This window comes from Actinoplanes sp. ATCC 53533, from assembly GCF_003947245.1.
Map to the genome: position 1 here is coordinate 42,380 of NZ_QHHV01000104.1, position 23,844 is coordinate 66,223.

Sequence of the window (23,844 nt, forward strand, 5' to 3'; positions counted from 1 at the left end):
GAGCACTTCAACCCCGCATGATGAGGGTGTTCACCGAGCAGAGCGCAGGGAGAAACCGATGTTCCGAGGATTCGCCACGATCAGCTTCTACGCCGACGACCTCGCCGCGGCGGCGGACTGGTACGCCGAACTGTTCGGCACGAAGCCCTACTACGCCTTCCCGCCGGCACCCGCGGAACCGGCGTACGTCGAGTTCCGGATCGGCGACGACCAGGACGAGCTCGGCCTGATCAACCGCCGGTACGCCCCGCCCGGCGCGGCCACCATCCCCGGCGGCGCGGTCATGCACTGGCACGTCGACGACCTCGCCGGCACGGTGCAGCGGCTGCTCGCCCTGGGCGCGACCGAGTATCAGCCGATCACCCACCACGGCGACGGCGAGGGCTTCGCGACGGCGTCCGTGATCGACCCGTTCGGCAACGTGCTGGGCGTCATGCACAACCCGCACTACCTGGAGATGCTCGCCGCCCGGGCCGGGGCCGGCTGACCTCACGACGGAGAAGGGCTCAGCTCCGGCGGCGGCCGTCCGATTGTCGGGTCCGACCGCCGGAGCAGAGGAGCCGACATGCACCGTACCCGTATCCGCACCCGTACCCGCGCCGGCGGCCGCTGATGGCCGCGGCAACCGACACCGTCGCCGGCGTCATGAGCGGCTTCGTGAGCCTGGGCGTGCCGTGGTGGGGCTGGGCCGCCCTGGCGGTGATGATCTTCTTCGGCCTGCTGGTGCCGCACCAGCAGACGACCGAGGCGGAGGCGGAGGTCTACCAGCGCCGCCAGGAGATCGAGGATTACCTGAGCCGCCGATGACACCCGAATTGCCTGGCGAGCCCGGCCGCCGGCGCATACCATCGCCGCATGACGTGGCGATGTTGATCCACCCGTAGGGGCCACCCCCGCGGGCCGCCGCGGGCGCCGTTCATCCGGTGCCCGTCGCGACCCTGGGGAAAGGCCTCATGACCATCGACTCCGCCCGCGTGCGCCGGCTGGCCGCCACGCTGTACGCGTACGCGTTCCTCGCCGACCTCGTCCTGCTCTATCCGGTGTATGCCCTGCTGTTCACCGACACCGGCCTGCCGGTCTGGCAGATCTCCTCGCTCTTCGTGATCTGGTCGGCCGCCAGCACGCTGCTGGAGGTGCCGTCCGGCGCCTGGGCCGACGCCGTCTCGCGGCGCCTGCTGCTGTGCCTGGCCCCGTTGGTGACCGCCGTCGCCTTCGCCCTCTGGGTGCTCGTCCCGTCGTATCCGGCGTTCGCCGTCGGCTTCCTGCTCTGGGGCGCCGGCGGGGCACTCGCCTCGGGGTCCCTGGAAGCGCTGGTCCACGACGAGCTCGACCACCTCGGCGCGGCGGGCCGGTACGCCCGCACGATGGGCCGGGCCCGGACGGCCGGCACGGCGGGCGTGCTGGCGGCGATCGTGCTGGCCGGCCCGGTGCTGGCCACCGGCGGCTATCCGGCGGTGGGCGCGGCCAGCGTGCTGGCCTGCCTGCTCACCGCCGCCGTCGCCTTCCGCTTCCCGGAACACCGCGAAGCCGCCACCCCGCCCGGATCCGGCCCGGATCAGCACGGAGCGGCCGCTAGCCTGCCCGGATCTGGCCCGGATCAGCACGGTGCGGCCGCTAGCCTGCCCGGGCCCGGCCCGGATCAGCACGCTGTGGCCGGGCCGGTGCGGGACGAGGAGCCGGAGCTGGGCTGGTGGGCCAGCCTGCGCGGCGGGCTTGCCGAGGTCCGGGCCGACGGCAGGGTCCGCGCGGCGGTGCTGCTGCTCGCCGTGGTGACGGCGATCTGGGGTGCGCTGGACGAATACACCCCGCTGCTGGCCGGCGACACCGGCGTCGCCCGGGAGACCGTGCCGGTGCTGCTTCTCCTGCTCTGGCTCGGCGTGACGGCCGGCGGCCTGCTCGCCCCGCTGGGCGAGCGGCTGACCACCCGGGGGTACGCCGCCCTGCTCGCGTGCTCCGGCGTCGCCCTGGCCGCCGGCGCGCTGTCCGCCCGGCCGGCCGGGTTCGTGCTGGTGGCGGCCGGCTTCTGCGGCTTCCAGCTGGCCACTGTGCTCGCCGACGCCAGGCTGCAGGCCCGGATCACCGGCACCAGCCGGGCCACCGTCACCTCGCTCGCCGGGACAGCCACCGACCTGGGCACCATCGCCGTCTACGGCGGCTACGCGCTGCTCGCCACCGGGGCGGGCAACGGCGCCGTCTTCGCGGTGCTGGCGGTGCCGTACCTGATCGTCGCCCTGGCCCTGGTGGTCCGCCGGCCCGGTCCGGCGGTCCCGGGCGAGCCGCACCGGGCTGTCGCCGGGAAAGCATCGCCGTCGGCGAGCAGGATGGAGTCATGACCGAACCGCAGTTGTTGTCCGCCTGGGCCGGGCACTGGACCGGCCCCGGCACCGGGGTGACGGTGATCCTGCCGCCCGCCGGCACCGTCGGCTCCGGCGAGGTGCGCGGCGGCGCCCCCGCCACCCGCGAGTTCGCGCTGCTGGAGCCGACCCGGCTGGTGGACCGGGTCGACGCGGTGGTGCTCTCCGGCGGCTCGGCGTTCGGGCTGGCCGCCGCCGAGGGAGTGATGTCGCTGCTGCGCGAGCGGGGCGAGGGCTTTCCCACCCCGGCCGGGCCGGTGCCGATCGTGATCGGCATGTCGATCTTCGACGGGTCGGTGCGGACCGGTCCGCCGGACGCGGCCGGCGGCCGGGCCGCCGCGTTGTCCGCGTACGCCGGCACCGCACTGACCGGCGGCCGGGTCGGCGCCGGCACGGGCGCCTCGACGGGCAAGTGGCGCGGCCGGCTCGACCCGGGCGGGCTGGGCCTGGCGGAACGCGAGGCGGGCGCGGTCCGGGTGGCCGCCGTCGTCGCCGTCAACGCCTGGGGCGACGTGCTCGGCCGCGACGGCGACCCCCTCTTCGGCGGCCCGCCCGGCCAGACGCGACCCGCCGGGCCGTACGCGATGCAGAACACCACCGTGGCGGTCGTGCTGACCGACGCCCGGCTGTCCAAGAGCGACTGCTTCCTGCTCGCCCAGAGCGGCCACACCGGATTCGCGCGCGCGATCCACCCGGCGCACTCGCGGTTCGACGGCGACGCGGTCGTGGCCCTGGCGACCGGCCTGTCCGCGGCGGAGGCCGACCTCGACCTGCTCCGGGCGGTCACCGTCGACACGGTCGCGGCCGCCGTCCGCGCAGCCGTCATCCCGCCGGGCTAGCAGCGGCCCGGCCCAGGCCCGGGGCTGCTCCGCTCCCGCGTGGCCGTCATCCCGCCGGGCTAGCGGCGGCCCGGCGCAGATCCGGGGCTGGTCCGCTCCCGCGTGGCTGTCATCCCGCCGGGCTAACGGCGGCCCGGCCCAGATCCGGGGCCGGTTCGCTCCCGCGCGAGGGGACCCGCCACGGCAGGGTGGCGACGAGGACGATCAGCATCAGCGTGAACGTGTTGGACAGAATCAGCGCACGCCCGCCCCCGGGCTCGGCCGGGGCGAGCCAGATGGGGGACACGACGCTGAGGGCGTACACCGCGGCCGCGGCCACCGCCGGCAGCGGATCGCGGCGCCGGGCCGCGACGTCCGCCAGGATCAGTACCGCGACCGGCAGGAACACCAGGTGGTGGGTCCAGGACATCGGGCTGACCAGGTTGGCGGTCAGCCCGGTCAGGGTCAGGGCGGTCACCTCGTCGCCGGCCGCGTGCGCCAGCCGGGCCCGGCGCAAACCCAGCACCAGCACCAGCAGGCACCCGGCGAGCCACCAGCCGGCCGGCGCCGACGGCGTGCCGGCCAGCCGGGCGAGCAGCCCGGTCAGGGCCTGGTTGGTCAGTGCGTCCGCCGCACCCACCCGGCCGGTCTGCCACAGCAGGTCACCGAAGTAGCGCAGCGACTCGGCCGGGGCGAGCAGCACCGCGCCGCCGGTCAGCGCGGCGGTCGTCACCGCGGCCGTGCGCGCCGCTCGCCACTGGCCGGTGACCAGCAGATACACGATGAACAGCCCGGGGGTGAGCTTGATCGCGGTGGCGATGCCGACGCCCACGCCGGCCCACCGCGAGCCGCTGCGGCCCAGCACCATCAGGTCCAGCAGCACCAGGGCGAACAGCCACAGGTTGACCTGCCCGAAGCCGAGCGTCTGCCGGACCGGCTCGGTGCACAGCGCCAGCGGCACCGCCGCCACCAGCACGTGCCGCAGCGGGCGGCCGTGCCGGGCGGCGACCGGGGCGGCGAGCACGGCCAGGACCACGGTCAGCGCCAGCACGCTGCCGGCGGCGTTCAGCCAGCCCGCGGTCGCCGCGGGGACGCGGGCGACCGGCATGAGCACGAACGCCGCGAACGGCGGGTAGGTGAAGCCGAGCTCGCCGCGGACCGGGGCGGCGTAGTCGTACAGCTCGCCGCCGTTGCTCCACCAGCGGATCGCGTCGTGGTAGATCACCATGTCGAAGAACCGGTAGTGCGCGTCGAAGGCGCGGACGGCCAGGCCACCGACGGCGGCCAGACCGCAAACCACGAGGGTACGGGCACAGCGTCGGCGGGTGCGGGGCACGGGTTCGGCGAGCAGTGTCAAACGGGTCTCCGATGCTCAGGGCAGCGTCGAACGGCCGGCCCGCGCGATCGGCCCGGCTCGTCGCTTCGGGTGACGGCGGTGCCGTCTACGGCTTGTCGTTTCGGGTGATGGCGGTGCCGTCTACGGCTTGTCGCTCCAGGTGACGGCGGTGACGGCGGTGCTGTACTGCACGGCGCCGGCCGGCAGGCCGGCGTTGGCCGGGCCTGGTTGCCGGATCACGGCCTGGGTGTAGGTGATCCGGTCGGAGTCCGGGCCGAGATACACCTGCCACTCGACGAGCCCGTACCGGGGCGTCGCCGCGGTGTACGCCAGCGCCCGCGCGGGCCGGCCCAGCGGATCCGCCTCGGCCTCCAGCGTCCGCACGCCGGTCAGCCCGGCCAGCATCCGGTAGATCTTCGCGCGGTCGGCGCCGGCCGCCACGTCGGTGAACGTGTCGAGCAGCTTCGCGCCGGTCCGGAACAGCCAGCCCTGCGGGTCCGCGGGCGCGCCCAGCCCGGCCTCGGCCAGCCAGGCGAGCATCGCGGCACCGGTGCGGGCGGGGTCGTCGGGCAGCTCGCCCAGCACACCCGCGTAGGCCTGGTCGCCGGCCAGGTCCGGATACAGGGTCTGCCCGCCGTCCCGGGGCAGCGCGGCCGGCCCGGGTGAGCCGTCCGCGGCATACGCGGCGGCGTCGGCGGCGGTCAGCGGCCGGACGCTCGAGCCCTGCTCGCCGATGGTCAGCCAGCCCTCGCCGGGCAGGCCGTCCGCGGGCTGGACACTCCGGACCGAGTCGACCCGGATGACGTCGTAGCCGGGCCCGGGCCCGAGGTGCACGATCCGGGCCACGGTGCCGGTGGCGTGCACGAACTGCCCGCGCCGGCCCTCGTGCTCGGCCCGCGTCGCGGCCTGCGCCAGGATGCTCTGCGGGGTGGCCCGGCTCGCCACGACCCGGGCCGGGGGCCGGGGCGGGCCCGACTGGTGCACGACGGCATACCCGGCCAGCGCCACGGCGGCGGCCGCGGCCGGGATCAGCCCATACCGCCACGTCGGACCGGTGGCGAGGGCGAGCCGGCGACGCGGGCCGCGAGGCTGCGCCAGCACCTGCCGCTGGAGGAGGAGCGCACGCGGCGAGGCGGCGCTGTCGCGGAGGCCGGCGTCGGGCACGGGGTTGGCGGCGGCCAGCCGGGTCATGGCGTCCTGGTCGGTCATGCGGACCTCCCCCTCGGGTTCGCGGCGCTGGGCAGCCTCGGGTTCGCGGCGCTGGGTAACCTCGGGTTCGCAGGGCTGGGTAACCTCGGGTTCGCGGCGCTGGGCAATCTTGGGTTCGCAGGGCTGGGCAATCTCGGGCTCGCGACGCTGGGCAGCTCGTCGGGTGCCGGCGGCGGCGCCTGGCCCTGGACCTGGCCCTGGTCTTGGTCCGCCGCCGCGAGCAGCCGGGCCAGCCGGCGCCGGGCGCGGTGCACCCGGACCTTGAACGCCACGGCCGTGCAGCCCAGCACGTGCGCGGCGGCGTCGTGGTCCAGGCCCTCCCAGCCGATCAGCAGCAGCGCCTCCCGGTCCAGCCGGGACAGCCGGCCCAGCGCCTCCCGCAGCCCGGCGTCGGCCACGACCGAGACGGCGTGGTCGGGCGCCGGCGGCACGCCCCCGCCGGCGAGCCGGTCGAAGAGCCGGGCCTGGCGCCGGGCGGCCCGTTCCTGGTTGGCCAGGCTGTTGCGGGCGACCCGGTAGAGCCATGGCAGCGGCTCCGCCGGCAGCCGGGCGAAGTGCCGCCAGGCGGTGGCGAAGGTGTCGGCGACGACGTCGTGGGCCTGCGACTGCCCGGTGCGGCGGGACACGAAAGCCAGCACGCGGGGATAGTGCCGGCGGAACAGCGCCGTGAACTCCTCCTCGTCGCTCACGCCGGCCTTCTCCCCTCGTCGCGCGGCCTCGTCGAAACGTTCAGGTCCGGCAGGCGCCCCGGGGTTACCGCATCGACCGACTTTTTCTTCCGTGCGCCGGTCGGGCGGCGGTCAGACGGTGCGCAGATCGAGGGCGTGCCAGACGATCGCGTCCAGGTTGCCGGTCGACCACCACAGCATCCCGCCCCGGTACGACACCGAGCCCGCGTCCGGGCTGATCTCCACCGTGCGGCGGGTGGCGATCTCCACCGCGATCAGCTCGTTGTTACCGGTCAGCTCCGAGTTGGGCCCGATCCGGGAGAGCACCTCGAAGCGGTCCAGCGGCGCCACGTCCACGATCACCGTGGCGGCGGTGTCCCCGGCGAGCCGTTCCCGGCCGCTGCCGTCGGGGCGCATCAGCTCGATCCGGTTGAGCCCGCCGGCGGTCAGCGACGCCATCCGGCACCAGGCCGGGCTGCAGGCCGTCGTGGCCCGGTCGCGGGCCCCGCGCACCGGGCTGTCCCGGCCGGTGCTCAGGTTGCGCAGGACGGTGCTGCCGGAGGTGTCGTTGACGCCGTTGACCAGCCACGGGTAGGCCGACAGCTTCCAGGTGCCCGGCTCGCTGCGGGTCCGCACCGGCCCGCCGGTCAGCGCGACCGAGCGCACCTGGGTGACGTCGCCTTTGGCCGCCGCGACCCAGTGCACCCGGCCGTCGGCGATCACCAGGTCGTACTGCGACTGGTAGAACTCGGCGCGGCCCAGGTCGGCGGTCAGCTCCCGGGGCGCCGGGGCGCCGCTCAGGCCGGCGGTGAAGAGCTGCAGCTTGCCGCCGTCGGTGCTCTCCACCCAGGCCAGCACGTCACCGGCGGCGGTCAGGGCCTGGAACGAGGGATGCCGGGCCCGGGGCAGCCGGCGCAGCTCCCGGGCCGAGCCGTCCGCGGCGACGCGGACCAGGCGCAGATAGCGGTCGTCGGTGGAGGCCGCGGTGCCGATCGAGGTGCGGGCGTCGAGGAAGAGCCCCGGCCGGTATTCGGCGCCATCGTCCAGGGTCGCCTGCACCGCGCCGCGCTGGGCCTGGGGCCAGGCGACCGCCGCGGTCACCGGCGGCGCGGGCGGGGCGTTGCCACCGGCCGGCATCGCCAGCAGGGCGGTGCTCGCCAGCAGCGCGGCGACGAGGCCGAGCCGCGTGCGGGGGGTGCTCATGCGCTCGACCTCCACCGGCGTCCGTGGCTGCCGATGATAGCCACGATCCCGATCCCACCGTCCGGCCGCACGGTTGCCCGACCCATCCGGGGGTTCGGGTAAAGAGCCATTCGGCCCCGAGGCTGACAAGCGCGGCCTGGCGCGCAGCCGGCACCTCGGCACGCTGCAGACCGCCCGGATGTTCGCGATGGCCGACATCGCCAACGCCGACGCCCTGACCGCCTGCTTCAACGAGAAGAAGCACTGGAACTTCTGGCGCCCGGTGACGGCGGTCCAGCTCGCCGACACCGACGGCAACCCGGCGACCACGGCCGACCCGGCCTGGATGCCGCTGGTGGTCACCCCGCCGTTCCCGGACCACACCTCCGGGCACACCTGCTCGACCTCGGCGATCATGCTGGCGCTGCGCACCTTCTTCGGCCGCGACGACCTGTCGTTCAGTGCGTACAGCGCGGACTCGGGGACCACCCGGTCGTTCAGCAGCTTCTCGCAGGCGCTGGCGGAGGTCGTGGAGGCGAGGATCTGGGCGGGTGTGCACTTCCGCAGCGCGGACGTCCAGGGCGTGCAGGTGGGCACGAGGGTGGCCCGCGACGTGCTGGCCCGCGAGTTCCACCGCCGGTAGGCGAACATCAGGCGGCTCCGGCCGGTTCGCGTTGGCTTTGGTGGTTCTGGCCGGGCTCTCCGGAGGGGCGGGGGCGAACATCTCACCCAGCGGCCCGGGCCGCCGATGGACAGGCATGCTGGGTCGCCTCTTCTCCGTCCTCGGCGCTACGGCGGTGGCCGGTGCCCTCGCGGTCGCCCCGGCGGCGCCGGCCGTGGCCGCGACAGCGCCGTGCCTGCCCACCGGCCCGAGCCCGGTGTGCCAGGTCTGGACCGGCACGGTGGTCCGCGTCAACGACGGCGACACCCTGTCGGTCGACCTCGCCGGTGACGGCACCAGCACGCCGCGCTCGATCCGGCTCATCAACGCGCAGGCCATGGAGCTGACCGTCTACTCGTCCGTCCCGCAGCGCCGCCGCGGCGAGTGCCACAGCCTGCCCGCCACCGCCCGCCTGGAACAGCTGATCAAGGCGGGCGGGGGAGTGGTCCGCCTGACGGCCCAGCAGGCGTCCAGCAGCAGCCGCGACCGCCCGCTGCGCAGCGTCGCCGTCAAGATCAATGGCAGCTGGCAGGACGTCGGTCTGGACCTGCTGCGGCGCGGCCTGGCGCTGTGGCAACCGTTCGGCGCCGAGTGGGCCTGGAACCAGCGGTACCGGGTGGCGCAGGCTCAGGCCGCGCGCGACGGCCTCAACCTCTTCGACACCGACACCTGCGGAACGGGCCCGGCGCAGAGCACCCCGATCGGCGTGGTGGTCAACTACGACGCGGCGGGCTCCGACGAGCAGAACCTCAACGGCGAATGGGTCCGCGTCGAGAACCGCTCGGACGCCGCCCTGCCGGTCGCGGGATGGTGGGTACGGGATTCGGCCCTGCGCCGCTACACCTTCCCGCCGGGCACGGTCGTGCCGGCGCGGGACGCGCTCTACGTCCACGCCGGTTCCGGCGCGGCCACCGCCACGCACAAATATTGGGGCCAGACGGCACCGGTCTTCGACAACCCGACGGCCGACGACCATGCCAGGGGCGACGGCGCCTACCTGTTCGACCAGCGGGGCGACCTGCGCGCCTGGATGCAGTATCCGTGCGTGTTGTCCTGCCCGGTGACCCCCGCGCGCCGACCCTGACCTCCGCGCTCCGACCCTGATTCCCGCGCCCGACCCTGACCCCGCGCGCTCCGACCCTGACCTCCGCGCGCCGGGCGGGTGGTGGTCAGCGTCGTTCGAAGAGGATCAGGTTTGCCTTGGTGGCGCGCCAGACCCCCGCTACGCGGTATTGGCTGGTCAGGACCGTGCCGAGCCCGCCGGCGTCGGCCAGCGGCGCCTCCGAGGTCAGCTCCTTGCCCGGCGACTGCCAGCGGAAGAACCAGACCCGCCGCGATGTGCCCAGGCAGGCGACCTTGTCGGCGCACTGGACCGCGTCCAGCTCGCCGACCTCGGCGGCCGGGGTCCGCAGCAGCACGTCGCGGGGCTTCGCCCGGCCGCGCAGCTGATAGTCGATGCCCGCGCGCAGCGACCAGGCGCCCGAGGAGCCGTACACGATCACGTCGCCGGGCTGCTGGTTGCGTTCGAGTTGGCGGCCGACCGTGCGGAAGTCCGGGCCCATGTGGCTGGTCTGGCCGCGCAGCCGCTGCTGGGCCGGATAGCCCACCCCGGCCAGCAGCAGCAGCGCGGCGACCGCCCGCAGCGGCACGACCCGCAGCGACACCGCCGCGCACAGGCAGACCACCGGGACGACCACGAGGACATACCGTGGCACCCACAGCGACGAGGTCACGAACGAGACGCCCATCAGCACCGCCGGCGGCGCGACCGCCAGCACGGCGAACTCGCGCAGCGCCCGGTCGTCGCGGTGCCGGGCCACCAGGGCGAGCCCGATCAGCAGCAGGCCCACCGCCGCGGCGCCGAAGATGTCGCCGGGGGCGTCCAGCACCTGACGCACGGTCATCGGCGGCAGCCAGTCGAGCTGGGAGCCACGCTGGGTGAGGCCGAGATAGACGAACGGCAGCACGGGCAGCACCGCGACCGCGGTCACCACCAACCAGTGCAGCGGCCTGGCTCCCGCCGCGTCCCGGCGGGCGCGGGTGAGCACCGCGTAGCCGTGCCCGATCAGCACCAGCAACGCCAGGATGTGCGAGAGGCCGAGCAGGGTGACGGCGACGCCGTACGCGATCCAGCGGGGCCAGGACGGCTGCCGGAGGGCGCGGTGCAGCAGGAGGGTCGCGAGGGTCGCGAAGAGGAAGGCCAGGCCGTAGGCACGGGCGTCCTGGGCGTACCGGGAAAGCTGCGGCACGGTGACCAGGAGCAGACCGCCCAGCAGGCCGACCGCCGGGCCGAACAGCCGGCGGCCGAGCTCGGCCGAGATGCCCACGCCGGCCGCCACCGCGATCAGTGACGGCGCGCGCAGCCAGAACTCGGAGTCGCCGAAGACGGACGTCCAGAAGTGCATGAACATGTAATAGGGCGAGATCACCCCGTCGAAGTGCCGGGCCTGGTCGACGATCTGCCCGACCGTGCGCCGGCTGACCAGCCAGGTCGCGTTCTCGTCCCAGCCGACCGCGGGCCGCCGCAGGCCGATGCGGCCGACGACCAGCATGAGCAGCGCGGGGACCAGCGAGGGCACCCACACCAGCAGCGGCCGGGGGATCGCGACTCCCCGCACCCGCACGGCGTCGTCGGGCTCCCGGGGCGGTGCCTCGGGCGCGCCGTCGGAAGCAACCGGTGCCACCAGGGTCACGTCTCTCCTCGTCTGCCGGAGACCGGATCGAGCCGGATCGAACTGCCACTCTAGAGCCAGCGCGATCGGCATGGATCCCCCCGGGACACCGTGAAGTGTGCACCTGGTCACTCTTGACCGGCCGTCCGTCGCCCACCCCCGGCCGCAGGCCCCACTGTCCATTTTGGCCGCATATCCCAGCGCGGACAAAGCCGGCAATCCGGCGATGGTGCCGCATTGCGGGACGGGGCAGGGGTTTCTGGCCGGCCGCGCCCGGAGCCTTGCCCCGGGGTGTCCGGTGTGTTCCGTCAGTAACCGATCTCAGTGACAGCGAGTCGTCGGAGCGGCTGGGACTGTGCGGCTCGCCGGGTCCAGCGCACCGCCGGGTGGGCACTCCGTCCCGCACTCCGGCATCCAACCCCCGCATCGCTCAGACGACGGTGAAGTGCTCCGGGAGCGCTCCGCGGCCGGTAAGGGCGCGCAGCACCAGCCCGCCGTCACCGACCGCCACCGCGACCCGCGAGGCCAGCATCACGGCCTCGGCCTGCACCTCCGGCGGCAGGTCGAAAGGCACCTCTGCGGCGGCGGCGAGATCCAGGCCGTGCACGACCAGCTCGAAGGTTCGGGTGGGCAGCCAGTCCCGGACCCGCATCCCGCCGGCCGGGGTGGTCACCACGGCGTCGTCGCTGGCGGCGGCGAGCGCGGCGGTGGCGTGGCCGGTCAGCTCGCCGACCCGGGCGGCGGCGTCGTCGCCCAGCCACTTGCCGGTCTCGCGGGCGTCGACCGAGGATGCGGCCGTCGCCGCGGCGTGCAGCTCCGGCGGCGCGGATCTGGCGAACGCCCAGTAGTCCTGCGGCGCGTTGAGGGTCAGGGTGGCGCCGGTCGTGGCGAGCACCGGCGGGACCTGGCGCAGCGCCGAGCTGACGGTGTGGCCGACCAGCTCGCGCAGGTTCCAGTCGCCGAGCCCGGGGCCGTCCCAGCGGTCCGCGGGCAGCCGCGACACGAGGTCGGCGAACGACACGGCGGCGGCCCGATACGTCCGGCGATAGTCCATGGCCCCAATCTGCCACCCGGCTCGCGATCCGTGCCACCCGGCCGGAGGGAACCTACCTATCCTCCTAGGATGCCCAAGGCGGGGTGCCGACCGTCACCCAACGCGGACGGAGTGCGACGAGAGCGAAGCGCGATGAGGTGGAACGCGGGGCGGGAGCGGATCAGGTGGTGGCGGGCAGCCCGAACACGTGATTGAGGCCGGTCACCTGGATCGCCTTGCGCACCGGCTGCGAGGGGCTGGTCAGGGTCAGCGACACCCCGTGGCTCGCCGCCGTGTTGCGGGCGCTGACCAGCGCTCCCAGCGCGTACGAGTCGATGAAGGTGACCTCGCCGACGTCCACGTTGAGATATCGGCATTCGCTGCTCGCCGCGGCCGTGGCCAGGCTGTCCCGGATCGCGTCCGCACGGTCGAGGTCCAGCTCTCCGGAGAGCACGGCGATCACCAGACCATCGGCATCGACCTGCTCGTATGTGACCACGGCGTCGTTCGGCATGCCCCAGACGATAGTCGGCGCCGGGGGATGTCGATCCGCCGGACGCCCGTTCGTGTAGCAGGTAACAGGTCCGCGCGGGTGCGGGCCCCGAGGGATGGGAGTACCGCCGTGGGTGAGCTCGTGGTCGTGGAGAACGTGACCCTGGACGGCGTCATGCAGGCGCCCGGCGGCGCCGAGGAGGACACCCGGGGCGATTTCCGGTACGGCGGCTGGGCCCGCCCCTACGCCGACCACGTGGCCGCCGCCACCATGGGCGAGGGCATGGCCGCGGACGGGGCGCTGCTGTTCGGCCGGCGGACCTACACCGACTTCCACGGTTTCTGGGCGGGGCAGGGCGACGGCAACCCGTACACCGAGGTGCTCAACCGTAAGGCCAAGTATGTGGTCTCCCGGACCCTGGCCGGTCCTTTGCCGTGGCAGCGTTCGACGCTGCTCGCCGGCCCGGTCGCCGACGCCGTCGCGCGGCTCAAGCGCGACGTCGCCGGTGACATCGTGGTGCTGGGCAGCGGGGTGCTCGTGCGGTCGCTGGCCGCCGCCGGCCTGGTCGACCAGTACACCCTGTCGATTCACCCGCTGATCCTGGGCGCCGGGACGCGGCTGTTCGACGAGCCGGCGTACCGGGAGATGTCGCTGGTCGGGACCGTGACCACCACGACCGGGGTGATCATCGCCAGCTATCGCCCGGCGGTCACGGCGTAGGGCGGCCGTAGGCCTCCAGCAGCCGCAGCCAGATCTCGCTGACCGTCGGATACGCCGGCACGGCGTGCCACAATCGGGCCAGCGGCACCTCGCCGACGACCGCGATCGTCGCCGCCTGCAGCAGGTCGCCGACGTCCGGTCCGGCGAAGGTCACGCCGAGCAGCACGCCGCGCCGCTCGTCGACCACCATCCGGGCGGTGCCGGTGTAGCCGTCGGCGTGCAGGCCCGCCCCAGCGACCCGGCCGATGTCGTAGTCGACGACGCGGATGTCGTAGCCGGCCGCGCGCGCGGCCGCCGCGGTGAGCCCGACCGCCGCGACCTGCGGATCGGTGAAGACGACCTGGGGGACCGCCCGGTGGTCGGCGGTGGCCACGTGGGTTCCCCACGGCGCGTCCGAGACGGGCGCGCCCGCCGCCCGGGCCGCGATGACGTCCCCGGCCGCCCGGGCCTGGTATTTGCCCTGGTGGGTGAGGAGCGCCCGGTGCGTGACGTCGCCGGCGGCGTACAGCCAGTCGAAGCCGGGGACCCGCATGGTGTCGTCGGTGGTGATCCAGTCACCCGGGGTGAGGCCCACGGTCTCCAGACCGATGCTTCCGGTACGGGGGGTACGCCCGGTCGCGACCAGCACTTCCTCGGCGGTGATCGGGGCGCCGTCCCCGGTGTGGATCTCGACGCCGTCAGCCGTCCGGGTGACCCGGGTCGTCGCGGTGCCGAGCAGGACGGTGGCACCCAGCTCGCGCAGCGCCGCGGCGACGAGCTCGCCGGCGAACGGCTCCACGCCGGTCAGCAGGCCGCTCCGCGCGATCAGGGTGACCTTCGCGCCGAGGCCCGCGTACGCCGTGGCCATCTCCGTGGCGACCACGCCGCCGCCGATGATCGCGAGGCTGGCCGGCACCTCGCGGGCGCTGGTCGCCTCCCGGCTGGTCCAGGGCTTGGCGGCGCGCAGGCCGTCGATGTCCGGCACGGCGGCGTCCGAGCCGGTGGCGATCGCGACGGCATGGCGCGCGGTGAGCACGGTCGTGCTGCCGTCGGCCGCGGTGACGGTGACCTCGCGGATCCCGCTGACGGCGCCGTGGCCCCGGACCAGCGAGATCCCGGCACCGGCGAGCCACTCCACCTGGCCGTCGTCGGCGTAGTCGCTGGTGAAGGAGTTCCGCCGGGCGAGGACCGCCGCGACGTCGAGCGGGCCGGTCACGGCCGCGGCGGCGCCGCCGACCTGCCGGGCCGCGCGTACCGCCTCCGCGGGACGCAGCAGGGCCTTCGACGGCATGCAGGCCCAGTACGTGCACTCCCCGCCGACGAGCTCGGACTCGACGAGGACGGCGGTCAGCCCGCCCCGGACGGCGCGGTCGGCGATGTTCTCCCCGACCGGCCCGGCGCCCAGCACGATCACGTCGTAGCCGGGTTCGGTCATCTGTGTCATGCGTTCTGCGTACCACCAGCGGCGGGGCGGTCCGGGGCAGGGGGTGTCCGGAACCCGGCCGGATTGAAGATCGTGCAGAAGGTTGCGCATCTTCCTTCGACATTGCACGGTTGTATGCACGTGCACGTGGGCACTCGAGTGCAGGGGAGGTGACATGACCTCGGTTCGTCCGGACAGCAGTGGGTCCACGGCATTGCGCATGCAGCTCGGGGTCCGGCTGCGACGCCTGCGCCAGGCGCGGGGGATCAGCCGCGAGACGGCCGGCTGGGAGATCCGCGGGTCCGAGTCGAAGATCAGCCGGATGGAGCTCGGCCGGGTGCCCTTCAAGGAGCGCGACGTGGCCGACCTGCTCACCCTGTACGGCGTCGGCGAGCGGGATCGGGCGGCGCTGCTGGGCCTGGCCCGGCGGGCGAGCGCCCCGGCCTGGTGGCGGCAGTTCGGCGAGGTCGTGCCGCCGTGGTTCCTGTCCTATCTGGGCCTGGAGGAGGCGGCGTCGCTGATCAGGACGTACGAGGCGCAGTTCGTGCCCGACCTGCTGCAGACCGCGGACTATGCCCGCGCCGTGCTGGCGCGTGAGCATCCCACCGCGCCCACCGCGGAGATCGAGCGCCGCATCGAGCTGCGCCGCAGCCGGCAGCGGGTGCTCACCCGGCAGGACCCGCCGCAGTTCTGGGCGGTCCTCGACGAGGCGGTGCTGCGCCGCGAGCTCGGCGGCCGCGACGTCATGCGGGCCCAGGTGCGGGCGCTGCTGGAGGCCGCGGAGCTGCCCAACGTCCAGCTCCAGATCGTCCCGTTCCACCCGGGATCCGCGGCGCCGGCCGCGTTCCCGTTCACCATCCTGCGTTTCACGGAGCCGGAGTTGCCGGACGTGGTCTACGTCGAGCAGTTGACCGGCGCGGTCTACCTGGACAAACCGGGGGATGTGGACCACTACGCGGTGACCATGGAACGGGCCTGCATCGAGGCGGAGCCGCCCGAACGCACGCCGGTCATCCTGGGCGACAAGCTTCTCGAAATCATCCGCTGACCGCCGCGGCCGGCACCCGGCAGATATCGGCCGAACGGCGTGCCGTCATGGCGGATCTTCCACTTTTCGTCTCATGTGCATATGCACGTGCATCGGCTCTTGCTTACGGCTGAGCATATGACGATGCTTGGGCACGTGCATGACAACCGGACGCTTAGGAGTGAGGCAATGGACGCCAACCGTGGCCCGAATCGGCCGGTGAGCCACTTCGCGGAGACGGACTACTGCTACGGCACCGGTGCGCTCGCCATGCGTGTCGACCGGGTCGACTGGACCCGGCCGATCCAGCGCGACGGTGAGAACTGGTACGAGGTCGAGGGGGTCGAGGTCACCCCCGACGGCCGGGAGATCGGCCGGCGGCAGGCCCTGGTGCGCGGCCGGCGGCTTTCCGCCCTGCAGCGCAACACCCGCTCCTGAAGGACCGTCCGTCGCGGCCCTGGTCGCCGCGCCGCGCCGCCCGCCTGGTGGGGCCCTGGCTCCCTCGCGTTTGCCGCCCGCCTGGTGGGGCCCTGGCCCCCTCGCGTTTGCCGCCCGCCTCGCGCCGTCCCGCCGCCCATGCCGGCCGGCTGTCGACACTGGATGGTGGCGGATTTTCCTAAAATGGGCGAAAAGCCGCAAAAAGCCCGCTACCTTGAGGGCAGTAATTGTCCGCAAGAGAAGGGTTAGTCATGAAGATGGTTCGAGGCCTCGCGCTCATTCTGGGTGCGGCCACCGCAGCCCTGGCCTTCTCGGCCGGGCCCGCGAGCGCGCACGGCCACGGCGACTGGCACGACCACGGGCAGGGCGGCAGCCAGTCGAGCAGCGGCAACTTCGGCCTGCTCAACGGCAACCAGGCGTACATCCCGGTGCACATTCCGATCAACGTGTGCGGCAACAGCATCGCGGTGCTCGGCCTGGCGAACAGCAACGCCGGCTGCGTCAACAACTGACCTACCGGCGCCGGTAGGTGCCGGCCGTCGTGCACGGACGGCACCTACCACCCCCGATACCCCCGTGTCCTTGGTGGGCGTGTCGCCCGCTCAGCCGCGGCCCACCCGCAGCGTGCCGACCCCCGCCACCGCGTCCAGGTCGATGCGGTTCTCGCTGTCGGCCCAGTCCGGTGACAGGAACGACGCGCCCCGCGCGACCCCGTCGTCGGTGAGACCGTCGAGTTTCACCTGACCGGCCCCGCGCCGGGTCCGGACCCGCACCGGCACTCCCTGATCGGTGTACACCTCGAAGCGGTTCACCCCGCCCGACAGCCGGATGGGCAGCGTGCCGTCCGGCCGCGGCAGCGTCAGGTCGATCCGGGTCGCGCCGCCGGCGAAGTCCACTTCGTCCACCTTGGCCGCGCCGAGGTCGAAGACCCCGGTCTTGACCCCGCCGGTGATCAGCATGCTCCACCGCACGTCCGCGTTGAGCAGCACGGTGACCGCCGCGGTGCCGCGCTTTCCGGTGGTGTCGAGGAAGAGCTTCAGGCCCGCCTCCGTGGACCGGACCCGCGGCAGCACGCTGCCGTTCGCCGGCGTCGTGATCCGGTACAGGTCGTCGCCGAGGTCGGTGGCCCGCAGATCGATCTCCACGGTGTTGCTGACGAGTTCGAAGCCGGCCTTGGCGCGGTCGCCGGCCGGGGCCGAGATGACGTTCGGCGCCTTCGGCGCGGTCGAAGGCGCCTCCGCTGAAGGTGCCACTTCCGCAGGCGCCACTTCCGCAGGCACCGCTTCCGCCGGCGCCTTCGACTGCGGCGCGGTGGGCGCCGGTGCGGCGGTGTCCGGCCCTCGATCGCGCTGCATGGTCAGCTTCAGCCCGACGGCGCCGGCCCCGACCACCAGCACGGCGGCCAGGGCGAAACCCAGGACGGCCGTGTGCCGGGGGCGCCGGCGCGGCGGCGGCAGGATCGGCGGTACGACGGGCCTGCGGGCGCGCTCGCCGGAGCGCAGCAGGGCATCGACCGCCGCCTCCGTGGGCTCGTCGGTGTAGTGATCGGCCGGCGGCCCGATCCGTTGCGGTGCGTCCGGCCAGTAGTCGGAGATCGACGGCAGTGTCGGTGGCGGGGTGGCGGCGGGCCGCCGGTACATTGCGTCGGAGTCTGCCGGGGCGGGATTGTCCACTGCGCGTTGCTCCCTCGGTGCAAGCACCGCCGACTGCGGGGATCGATGCGGTCGTCGGCGCGTGGTGATTCCCTCGTGACTACGGATGGGAGTGCGGTTCGGATCGATCACTCTGGGTGTATGTCGAATTGCCACTTGCCAGCAGCCGCTTTTGCCCCGAATATTGCTGCTGCACCCGCCTTCTTTTGGCGTCGACGCAGCTTTCGTGCTCTCAGTGAACGGACCCGGATGTCGGAAGAGGATGGCCGGCCTGCCCACCAGCAGGCCGGTGAGTGGGTACCACCGCCCCAGTACTTCGCACCAGCGCCGCGCGTCTCCGCGCGGGTCCCGATGGCAGTCGTCACCGACCCGGTCGCGCACCGGGCCTACTCGCCGGGCCGGCTGCGCACCGTCCTGGTCGGCGGCGCGGTGGTCAGCGTGCTGGCCGCGGTGGGAATGGCGGTCACCTCCGGCGAGGAGGAGCGGCCGGGGCCCCTCTTCGTCGCCCTGCCGTCCGTGCCGGCCGTGACGGTGCCGCCGAGCGGGACGCCGGCGACCGAGGGCCCGACGGGCCGGTCCGTCCCGCTGCCGACCAGCAAGGTGCGCGAGACGCTGCCGGGCCCCGGCGGCACGGCCGGCACCGGCACCGCCGGCCCCGGCCGGCCGGCGCCGTCGGCTTCCGCCACGCCGGTCGTGGTCCTGCCGGTGATCGGCGCGGTGATCGGGCTGGAACCGGTGGGCGAGCCCGGCCGCCGGCTGCGGCACCGCAACTTCGTCGCCCGGATCGACCAGCTGGGAGCCGACAGCCCGGAGGGGGACCGGGCCGACTCGCGATTCACCGTACGGGCGGGCCGCGGCGACGCGACCTGCCTGTCGTTCGAGGCGGCCAACTACCCCGGCTACTTCCTGCGCGCGCGCGGCTTCGAGCTGCGCCTGGAGCGGCCGAGCGGCTGGGGCGGCGACCAGGGATTCGACGCCGAAGCGACCTTCTGCGCGGTCCCGGCGGCGACCGGCGGCTTCGTCCTGCGCAGCCGCAGCGACCAGAGGCGCTACGTGACCGAGCGTAATTCGGTGTTGTCACTGAACGAAGTGGTGGCCGCGAAGGCGAAGGCCTTCGTCACGCGCCCGCCGCTGTGAGCCGGTGCGGGCTCACCACGGTGAGCCCCCGCGTGCGGTGTGGTTGAGCCCGTGTGGCCGCCACGCCCTGTGCCGGGTGCCGGGTGCTCAGGCCGACTCGCGCCAGACGATCGGGGTCGGCAGTAACACGTTTCCGGGTGGGGGCTCCTCGCCGCGCAGCTGCCGCAGCACCAGCTCCGCGGCGTTGCGGCCGATCTCCCGGGCGGGCTGGTGCACCGTCGACAGTGGTGGCTGGGTGCGCAATGCCCAGGTGCTGTCGTCGAATCCGACGACGCCGACGTCGGCCGGCGCGCTGCGGCCCGCGTCCCGCAGCACCTCCAGCGCCCCCGCGGCGACGGCGTCGGAGGCGGCGAAGACCCCGTCGATGCGGGGCTCGCGGGCCAGCAGCTCGCGCATGCCCTTGACCCCGGATGCGTAGTCGTAGAGCGACACCTCCGCGACCAGGCGCGGGTCGAAGCGGTCGCCGAGCGCCGTGCGGAAGCCGGTGAGGCGGTCGGCGCCCGAGTCGCGGTCCAGCGCCGCCGCGATCATCGCGATGTGCCGGCGCCCGGTCGCCGCCAGCCGCTCGGTGATCGAGCGTGCCGAGCCCACGTTGTCTATGCCGACGAACGGGATGCTCCGGTGCAGGTCGGGCGGGTGACCGACGAAGGTGGCGGGCAGCCGGAGCTCGGCGATGACCCGGGTGATCGGGTCGTGGGTCCGGGCCGACACGATGATCGCGCCGTCGACGAAGCCGCCGCTGAGGTAGCGGGCGACCCGCTCGGTGTCGCGGGCCGAGTCGACCACCAGGTTGACCATCTGGTGGTCGGCGACCGAGAGCACCTCGTTGGCGCCGAGCATGATGGCGCCGATGTTGGGGTCGTCCAGCAGCAGCGAGTGCGGCTCCAGCGCCAGGAAGCCGACCGCCTGCGAGCGGCGCATCACCAGGTTGCGGGCGGCGGTGTTCGGCACGTACCCGACCTCGGCGATCGCGGCCTCGATGGCGGCACGGGCCTCGGCGGAGACATAGCCGCCGTTCAGGACGCGGCTGACCGTGCCACGCGAGATCCCGGACGCCGCGGCGACGTCGTGGACCGTCGCGCGTCTCGGTTTGTTCGGCAGGGCCACGTGAGCAGTGTAGATCCGGGCTATTGACCTGGCGGGAGGGCCGTGTTTAGTGTGTGCACGTTCACACATTCGACACGGTTCCGTTCGCGCGGCGCAATGTGTGCACGTGCACATACGGTGCGGACGGCGAGGGGATCCGATGGCAGATCTACCGGGCATCAGCCTCGGTTGCGACTACAACTTCGAGCAGTGGTCGCCGAGCGTCTGGGCCGAGGACGTCGCGCTGATGCGCCAGGCCGGCGTCGATCTGGTGGCCGTCAACATCTTCGGCTGGTCGAGCATCGAGCCCCGCCCCGGCGAATACGACTTCGGCACCCTGGACAGCATCATCGGGCTGCTGCACGACAACGGCATCCGGGTCAACCTGGGCACCGGCACCTCGTCACCGCCGCCCTGGCTCACCACGCTGCACCCGGAGATCCTGCCCGAGGCCGCCGACGGCACCACCCGGTCCCCGGGCGGGCGCCAGGCCTGGTGCCCCAGCTCGCCGGTCTTCCGCGAGCGCGCCCTGGCCCTGGTCGAGCAGGTGGCCATCCGGTACGGCGACCACCCGGCGGTCGCCCTCTGGCACGTCTCCAACGAGCTGGGCTGCCACAACGCGCTCTGCTACGACGAGGCCAGCGCCGGGGCGTTCCGGGCCTGGCTGCTCCGCCGCTACGGCAGCATCGACGCGCTCAACAAGGCGTGGGGCACCTCCTTCTGGAGCCAGCGCTACTCCGACTGGGCCGAGATCCTGCCGCCGCGGCTCGCGCTGTCGCTGCGCAACCCCGGGCAACTGGTGGACTTCCAGCGGTTCAGCTCCGACGAACTGCTCGGCCACTACCGCGCCGAGGCCGAGGTGCTGCGGCGGCACACCACCGCGCCGGTCACCACCAACTTCATGGTCACCGCCCACATCCGCGCCCTGGACTACTGGAGCTGGGCGCCGGAGATGGACGTCATCGCCAACGACCACTACCTCGACAACCGGCTCGGCGATCCGGACGCGGAGCTGTCCTTCGCCGCCGACCTCACCCGCGGGCTGGCCGGCGGCCGGCCGTGGATGCTGATGGAGCAGTCCACCGGCGCGGTCAACTGGCAGCCGTACAACCTGGCCAAGGTGCCCGGGCAGATGCTGCGCAACTCGCTGACCCACGTGGCCCGCGGCGCCGACTCCATCTGCTTCTTCCAGTGGCGGGCCTCCGCGCAGGGCGCGGAGAAGTTCCACTCGGCCCTGGTGCCGCACGCCGGCACCGACACGGTCGGCTGGCGCGAGGTGCTGGAGCTGTCCTCGACCCTGGACGCGCTGGCCGAGGTGGCCGGCACGACCGTACGGGCCGACATCGCCATCCTGTTCAGCTGGGAGTCGTGGTGGGCCACCGACACCGAGGCCCGCCCGTCGCAGGACGTGCGGTACCTGGACCAGGTGCACGCGGCGTACCGGGCGGCCCGCCGGCTCGGGGTGACCGCCGACGTGGTGGCCCCCGGCACCGACCTGAGCGGATACCGGCTGGCGATCGTGCCCTGCCTGCACATGGTGTCGGACGAGGACGCGGCCCTGATCAACGACTACGTCGCCGGCGGCGGGCACGCCGTGGTGACCTTCTACAGCGGCATCGTCGACGTCGCCGACCGGGTCCGGCTCGGCGGCTACCCCGGCGCGTTCCGCGAGATGCTCGGCGTCGTCGCCGAGGAGTTCTTCCCGCTGCCACCCGGCCGGCGGGTCACCCTGGCCGGGGGAGCGACGGCGACCCTCTGGACCGAGCACCTGCGGGCGACGACCGCCGAGATCGTCGACAGCTACGCCGACGGGCCCCTGCCGGGGGTGCCGGCTGTCACCCGAAACAGCTACGGCGAGGGCACTTCGTGGTACGTCGCAACCGCGCTGGATGACGATGACCTGCGGGATCTGCTGCGGGCCGCCACCCGGGCGGCCGGGATCCGCGGCACCGGGCCGGAGAGCGACGGCTCGGTCGAGGTCGTCCGCCGCGCCGGCGCCGACCGCAGTTACCTCTTCGTGATCAACCACGGCAAGCAGGACATCGCACACCCCGTCACCGGACACGACCTGATCACCGGGGAAGCCGTACCCGGAATGCTCAAGGTCGGCGCCGGCTCCGTACGCGTCATCAGAGAGGAACCGGTCGCATGACAGTGACCGAGATGGAAACCGCCCGGGTGGCCCCGCCGCCGGCCGGGCGCAAGCGCCCGGCCAAGGCCGGGCACATCGGGGCCGTACTGATCTTCGTGGTGCCCTTCGGGGTGCTCTTCGCCCTCTTCTACCTGATCCCGATCGGGTACGCCGTGGTGCAGTCGCTCTACACCGTCGAGCGCACCGGCACCTTCGGCCCGGCCCGGGAGGTCTTCGGCGGACTCGCGCAGTACGAGCGGGTCTTCACCGACGGACCGTTCTGGACCTCCGTCGGGCGGGTGCTGGCGTTCGGTGCCGTGCAGGTGCCGGTGATGCTGGGCCTGGCCCTGCTGCTGGCGCTGTTGCTCGACTCCGGCCTGGTCAAGGGGCGGCCGTTCTTCCGGCTCGCGTTCTTCGTCCCGTACGCGGTGCCGGGCGTGGTCGCCGCGATCATGTGGGGCTTCCTCTACTCGCCGAACCTGTCGCCGTTCACCGCGCTCACCAGCAACATCGACTTCCTCAGCGCCGACCTCGTGCTCTGGGCCATGGCCAACGTCGTGACCTGGGTGTACGTCGGCTACAACATGCTGATCATCTATTCGTCGCTGCTGTCGATCCCCACGGAGATCTACGAGGCGGCCCGGCTGGACGGCGCGGGGCAGTTCCGCATCGCCTGGTCGGTGAAGATCCCGCTGGTCATGCCGGCGATCGTGCTGACCACCGTCTTCTCGATCATCGGTACGCTGCAACTGCTCGCCGAACCGCAGGTGTTCCGCAGCTTCAGCTCGGCGGTGTCGAGCACGTACACGCCGAACCTCACCGTCTACTCCACGTCGTCGGTGCCGAACTTCAACCTGGCGGCGGCGTTCTCGGTGGTGCTGGCGCTGGCCACGTTCGCGCTGTCCTTCACCTTCCTCAAGGTCACCCAGCGCCGGGGCGAGCGGTGAGCGCCCCGGCGGTCAAGGTCCGGGAGAGCCTGCTCTCCCGCACCGCAGCGATGATCATCATGGGGGTCTGCACCTTCTACTTCCTGGTGCCGATCTGGTGGCTGTTCGTCGGCGCGTCCAAGAGCCGCGCGCAGTTCGTCGGCACCAACCCGCTCTGGTTCTCCGACTTCAACCTCGGCGCCAACATCCGCGAGCTGGTCGCCTACCGCGACGGCGTGTTCCTGCGCTGGATGCTCAACAGCGTCCTCTACACCGGCGGGTCCGCCCTGCTCGGCACGCTGCTGGCCGCGATGTGCGGCTACGCGCTGGCCAAATACCGGTTCCCCGGCCGGGAGACCCTGTTCAACGTGGTGCTCGGCGGCGTGCTGGTGCCGGCCACCGCCCTCGCCCTGCCGCTGTTCCTGATCTTCAGCAAGATGGAGGCGACGAACACCTTCTGGTCGGTGTTCCTGCCCAGCCTGGTCAACCCGTTCGGCGTCTACCTGGCCCGGATCTACGCCACCGCGAGCGTCCCCGACGAGTTGCTGGAGGCGGCCCGCCTCGACGGCTCCGGGGAGGTCCGCAGCTTCTTCACCGTCTCGATCCGGCTGATGTTCCCGGCCCTGGTGACGATCTTCCTCTTCCACTTCGTGGCGGTCTGGAACAACTTCCTGCTGCCGCTGATCATGCTCGGCAACGAGCGGCTCTTCCCGGTCACGCTCGGCCTCTACTCCTGGAATACCCAGGTCAACCAGACGCCCGAGCTGCGCGGCCTGGTGATCGTCGGCGCGCTGCTGTCGATCGCCCCGATGGTGGTCGCCTTCCTCTTCCTGCAACGGTTCTGGCGCAGCGGTATCGGCGCCGGAGCAGTCAAGTAAGCCCACCCCAACCCGCCCATC

General features: G+C 73.2%; 24 protein-coding genes. 14 read left to right on the top strand and 10 right to left on the bottom strand.

The window, feature by feature from the left end; translation table 11 throughout:
• Window positions 1-58: 58 nt before the first annotated feature.
• The 4 genes from DMB66_RS30685 to DMB66_RS30700 all read left to right on the top strand — a co-directional run bounded on the left by DMB66_RS30685 (window position 59) and on the right by DMB66_RS30700 (window position 3,193).
• Window positions 59-487, top strand: a complete 429-nt coding sequence (locus DMB66_RS30685) for a VOC family protein (protein WP_125807599.1) — start codon at window positions 59-61, stop codon at window positions 485-487.
• 125 nt (window positions 488-612) lie between these two features.
• Complete coding sequence (locus DMB66_RS30690) at window positions 613-807, top strand: hypothetical protein (RefSeq protein ID WP_125807600.1); 195 nt, start codon at window positions 613-615, stop codon at window positions 805-807.
• A 146-nt stretch (window positions 808-953) separates the two neighbouring features.
• Entirely contained in the window at window positions 954-2,333 is a 1,380-nt protein-coding gene (locus DMB66_RS30695; protein WP_125807601.1) for an MFS transporter, read from the top strand.
• Entirely contained in the window at window positions 2,330-3,193 is an 864-nt protein-coding gene (locus DMB66_RS30700) for a P1 family peptidase (RefSeq protein WP_125807602.1), read from the top strand. The genes DMB66_RS30695 and DMB66_RS30700 overlap by 4 nt, the downstream gene beginning before the upstream one ends.
• Before the next feature lie 109 nt (window positions 3,194-3,302).
• Here DMB66_RS30700 and DMB66_RS30705 read toward each other — a convergent pair whose 3' ends face one another.
• The 4 genes from DMB66_RS30705 to DMB66_RS30720 form a co-directional block, all read right to left on the bottom strand.
• Window positions 3,303-4,529 carry a glycosyltransferase 87 family protein gene (locus tag DMB66_RS30705; protein ID WP_125807603.1) on the bottom strand — a complete coding sequence of 409 codons (1,227 nt, stop codon included), beginning with the start codon at window positions 4,527-4,529 and terminating at the stop codon, window positions 3,303-3,305.
• A 120-nt stretch (window positions 4,530-4,649) separates the two neighbouring features.
• On the bottom strand, window positions 4,650-5,717 hold the full coding sequence (locus tag DMB66_RS30710; protein WP_125807604.1) for a hypothetical protein: 1,068 nt from the start codon (window positions 5,715-5,717) through the stop codon (window positions 4,650-4,652).
• A complete protein-coding gene (locus DMB66_RS30715) occupies window positions 5,714-6,406 on the bottom strand; it encodes a sigma-70 family RNA polymerase sigma factor (RefSeq protein ID WP_125807605.1) in 693 nt (230 codons plus the stop codon). Before DMB66_RS30715 ends, DMB66_RS30710 begins: the two co-directional genes overlap by 4 nt.
• A 111-nt stretch (window positions 6,407-6,517) precedes the next feature.
• Window positions 6,518-7,588: a hypothetical protein gene (locus tag DMB66_RS30720; RefSeq protein ID WP_125807606.1), complete on the bottom strand. Its 1,071-nt coding sequence runs from the start codon at window positions 7,586-7,588 to the stop codon at window positions 6,518-6,520.
• Window positions 7,589-7,661: 73 nt separating this feature from the next.
• Between DMB66_RS30720 and DMB66_RS30725 the strand changes: the two genes are divergently transcribed.
• Both DMB66_RS30725 and DMB66_RS30730 read left to right on the top strand, forming a co-directional pair.
• Entirely contained in the window at window positions 7,662-8,210 is a 549-nt protein-coding gene (locus DMB66_RS30725) for a vanadium-dependent haloperoxidase (protein WP_233624958.1), read from the top strand.
• Between the two features lie 115 nt (window positions 8,211-8,325).
• Entirely contained in the window at window positions 8,326-9,312 is a 987-nt protein-coding gene (locus DMB66_RS30730; RefSeq protein WP_125807607.1) for a lamin tail domain-containing protein, read from the top strand.
• Between the two features lie 85 nt (window positions 9,313-9,397).
• Here the strand turns inward: DMB66_RS30730 and DMB66_RS30735 are convergent, their stop codons facing one another.
• The 3 genes from DMB66_RS30735 to DMB66_RS30745 all read right to left on the bottom strand — a co-directional run bounded on the left by DMB66_RS30735 (window position 9,398) and on the right by DMB66_RS30745 (window position 12,447).
• Window positions 9,398-10,921 carry a glycosyltransferase family 39 protein gene (locus DMB66_RS30735; RefSeq protein WP_158647418.1) on the bottom strand — a complete coding sequence of 508 codons (1,524 nt, stop codon included), beginning with the start codon at window positions 10,919-10,921 and terminating at the stop codon, window positions 9,398-9,400.
• Window positions 10,922-11,330: 409 nt separating this feature from the next.
• Window positions 11,331-11,954 (bottom strand): maleylpyruvate isomerase N-terminal domain-containing protein, encoded by a 624-nt coding sequence (locus tag DMB66_RS30740; RefSeq protein ID WP_125807609.1) that lies wholly within the window; start codon window positions 11,952-11,954, stop codon window positions 11,331-11,333.
• A 160-nt stretch (window positions 11,955-12,114) separates the two neighbouring features.
• Complete coding sequence (locus DMB66_RS30745; RefSeq protein ID WP_125807610.1) at window positions 12,115-12,447, bottom strand: STAS domain-containing protein; 333 nt, start codon at window positions 12,445-12,447, stop codon at window positions 12,115-12,117.
• 108 nt (window positions 12,448-12,555) lie between these two features.
• Here DMB66_RS30745 and DMB66_RS30750 point away from each other — a divergent pair, with 108 nt between their 5' ends.
• The gene (locus DMB66_RS30750; RefSeq protein WP_125807611.1) at window positions 12,556-13,146 is read left to right on the top strand and encodes a dihydrofolate reductase family protein; all 591 of its coding nucleotides are present in this window, start codon (window positions 12,556-12,558) and stop codon (window positions 13,144-13,146) included.
• Here the strand turns inward: DMB66_RS30750 and DMB66_RS30755 are convergent.
• Window positions 13,136-14,560, bottom strand: coding sequence for an NAD(P)/FAD-dependent oxidoreductase (locus DMB66_RS30755; protein WP_125807662.1), 1,425 nt, complete (start codon window positions 14,558-14,560; stop codon window positions 13,136-13,138). The genes DMB66_RS30750 and DMB66_RS30755 overlap by 11 nt on opposite strands.
• A 163-nt stretch (window positions 14,561-14,723) precedes the next feature.
• Here DMB66_RS30755 and DMB66_RS30760 point away from each other — a divergent pair, with 163 nt between their 5' ends.
• The 3 genes from DMB66_RS30760 to DMB66_RS30770 all read left to right on the top strand — a co-directional run bounded on the left by DMB66_RS30760 (window position 14,724) and on the right by DMB66_RS30770 (window position 16,525).
• Window positions 14,724-15,596, top strand: coding sequence for a helix-turn-helix transcriptional regulator (locus tag DMB66_RS30760; protein WP_125807612.1), 873 nt, complete (start codon window positions 14,724-14,726; stop codon window positions 15,594-15,596).
• 168 nt (window positions 15,597-15,764) lie between these two features.
• Window positions 15,765-16,013 (top strand): hypothetical protein, encoded by a 249-nt coding sequence (locus tag DMB66_RS30765; protein ID WP_125807613.1) that lies wholly within the window; start codon window positions 15,765-15,767, stop codon window positions 16,011-16,013.
• A 251-nt stretch (window positions 16,014-16,264) separates the two neighbouring features.
• Window positions 16,265-16,525, top strand: coding sequence for a chaplin (locus DMB66_RS30770; RefSeq protein WP_199752705.1), 261 nt, complete (start codon window positions 16,265-16,267; stop codon window positions 16,523-16,525).
• Window positions 16,526-16,615: 90 nt separating this feature from the next.
• Here DMB66_RS30770 and DMB66_RS30775 read toward each other — a convergent pair whose 3' ends face one another.
• On the bottom strand, window positions 16,616-17,653 hold the full coding sequence (locus DMB66_RS30775; RefSeq protein WP_125807614.1) for a hypothetical protein: 1,038 nt from the start codon (window positions 17,651-17,653) through the stop codon (window positions 16,616-16,618).
• Window positions 17,654-17,914: 261 nt separating this feature from the next.
• On the opposite strand from DMB66_RS30775, the gene DMB66_RS30780 reads away from it, so the two are divergent.
• The gene (locus DMB66_RS30780; RefSeq protein WP_158647419.1) at window positions 17,915-18,802 is read left to right on the top strand and encodes an AbfB domain-containing protein; all 888 of its coding nucleotides are present in this window, start codon (window positions 17,915-17,917) and stop codon (window positions 18,800-18,802) included.
• A gap of 87 nt (window positions 18,803-18,889) precedes the next feature.
• Here DMB66_RS30780 and DMB66_RS30785 read toward each other — a convergent pair whose 3' ends face one another.
• Window positions 18,890-19,909 (bottom strand): LacI family DNA-binding transcriptional regulator, encoded by a 1,020-nt coding sequence (locus DMB66_RS30785; protein ID WP_233624959.1) that lies wholly within the window; start codon window positions 19,907-19,909, stop codon window positions 18,890-18,892.
• A 139-nt stretch (window positions 19,910-20,048) separates the two neighbouring features.
• Here DMB66_RS30785 and DMB66_RS30790 point away from each other — a divergent pair, with 139 nt between their 5' ends.
• From DMB66_RS30790 to DMB66_RS30800, 3 genes are read left to right on the top strand one after another with little or no spacing between them, the layout of a single operon-like run.
• The gene (locus tag DMB66_RS30790; RefSeq protein ID WP_125807617.1) at window positions 20,049-22,040 is read left to right on the top strand and encodes a beta-galactosidase; all 1,992 of its coding nucleotides are present in this window, start codon (window positions 20,049-20,051) and stop codon (window positions 22,038-22,040) included.
• On the top strand, window positions 22,037-22,966 hold the full coding sequence (locus DMB66_RS30795) for a carbohydrate ABC transporter permease (RefSeq protein ID WP_125807618.1): 930 nt from the start codon (window positions 22,037-22,039) through the stop codon (window positions 22,964-22,966). Before DMB66_RS30790 ends, DMB66_RS30795 begins: the two co-directional genes overlap by 4 nt.
• Entirely contained in the window at window positions 22,963-23,823 is an 861-nt protein-coding gene (locus DMB66_RS30800; RefSeq protein ID WP_233624960.1) for a carbohydrate ABC transporter permease, read from the top strand. The genes DMB66_RS30795 and DMB66_RS30800 overlap by 4 nt, the downstream gene beginning before the upstream one ends.
• The last annotated feature ends 21 nt before the right edge of the window (window positions 23,824-23,844 follow it).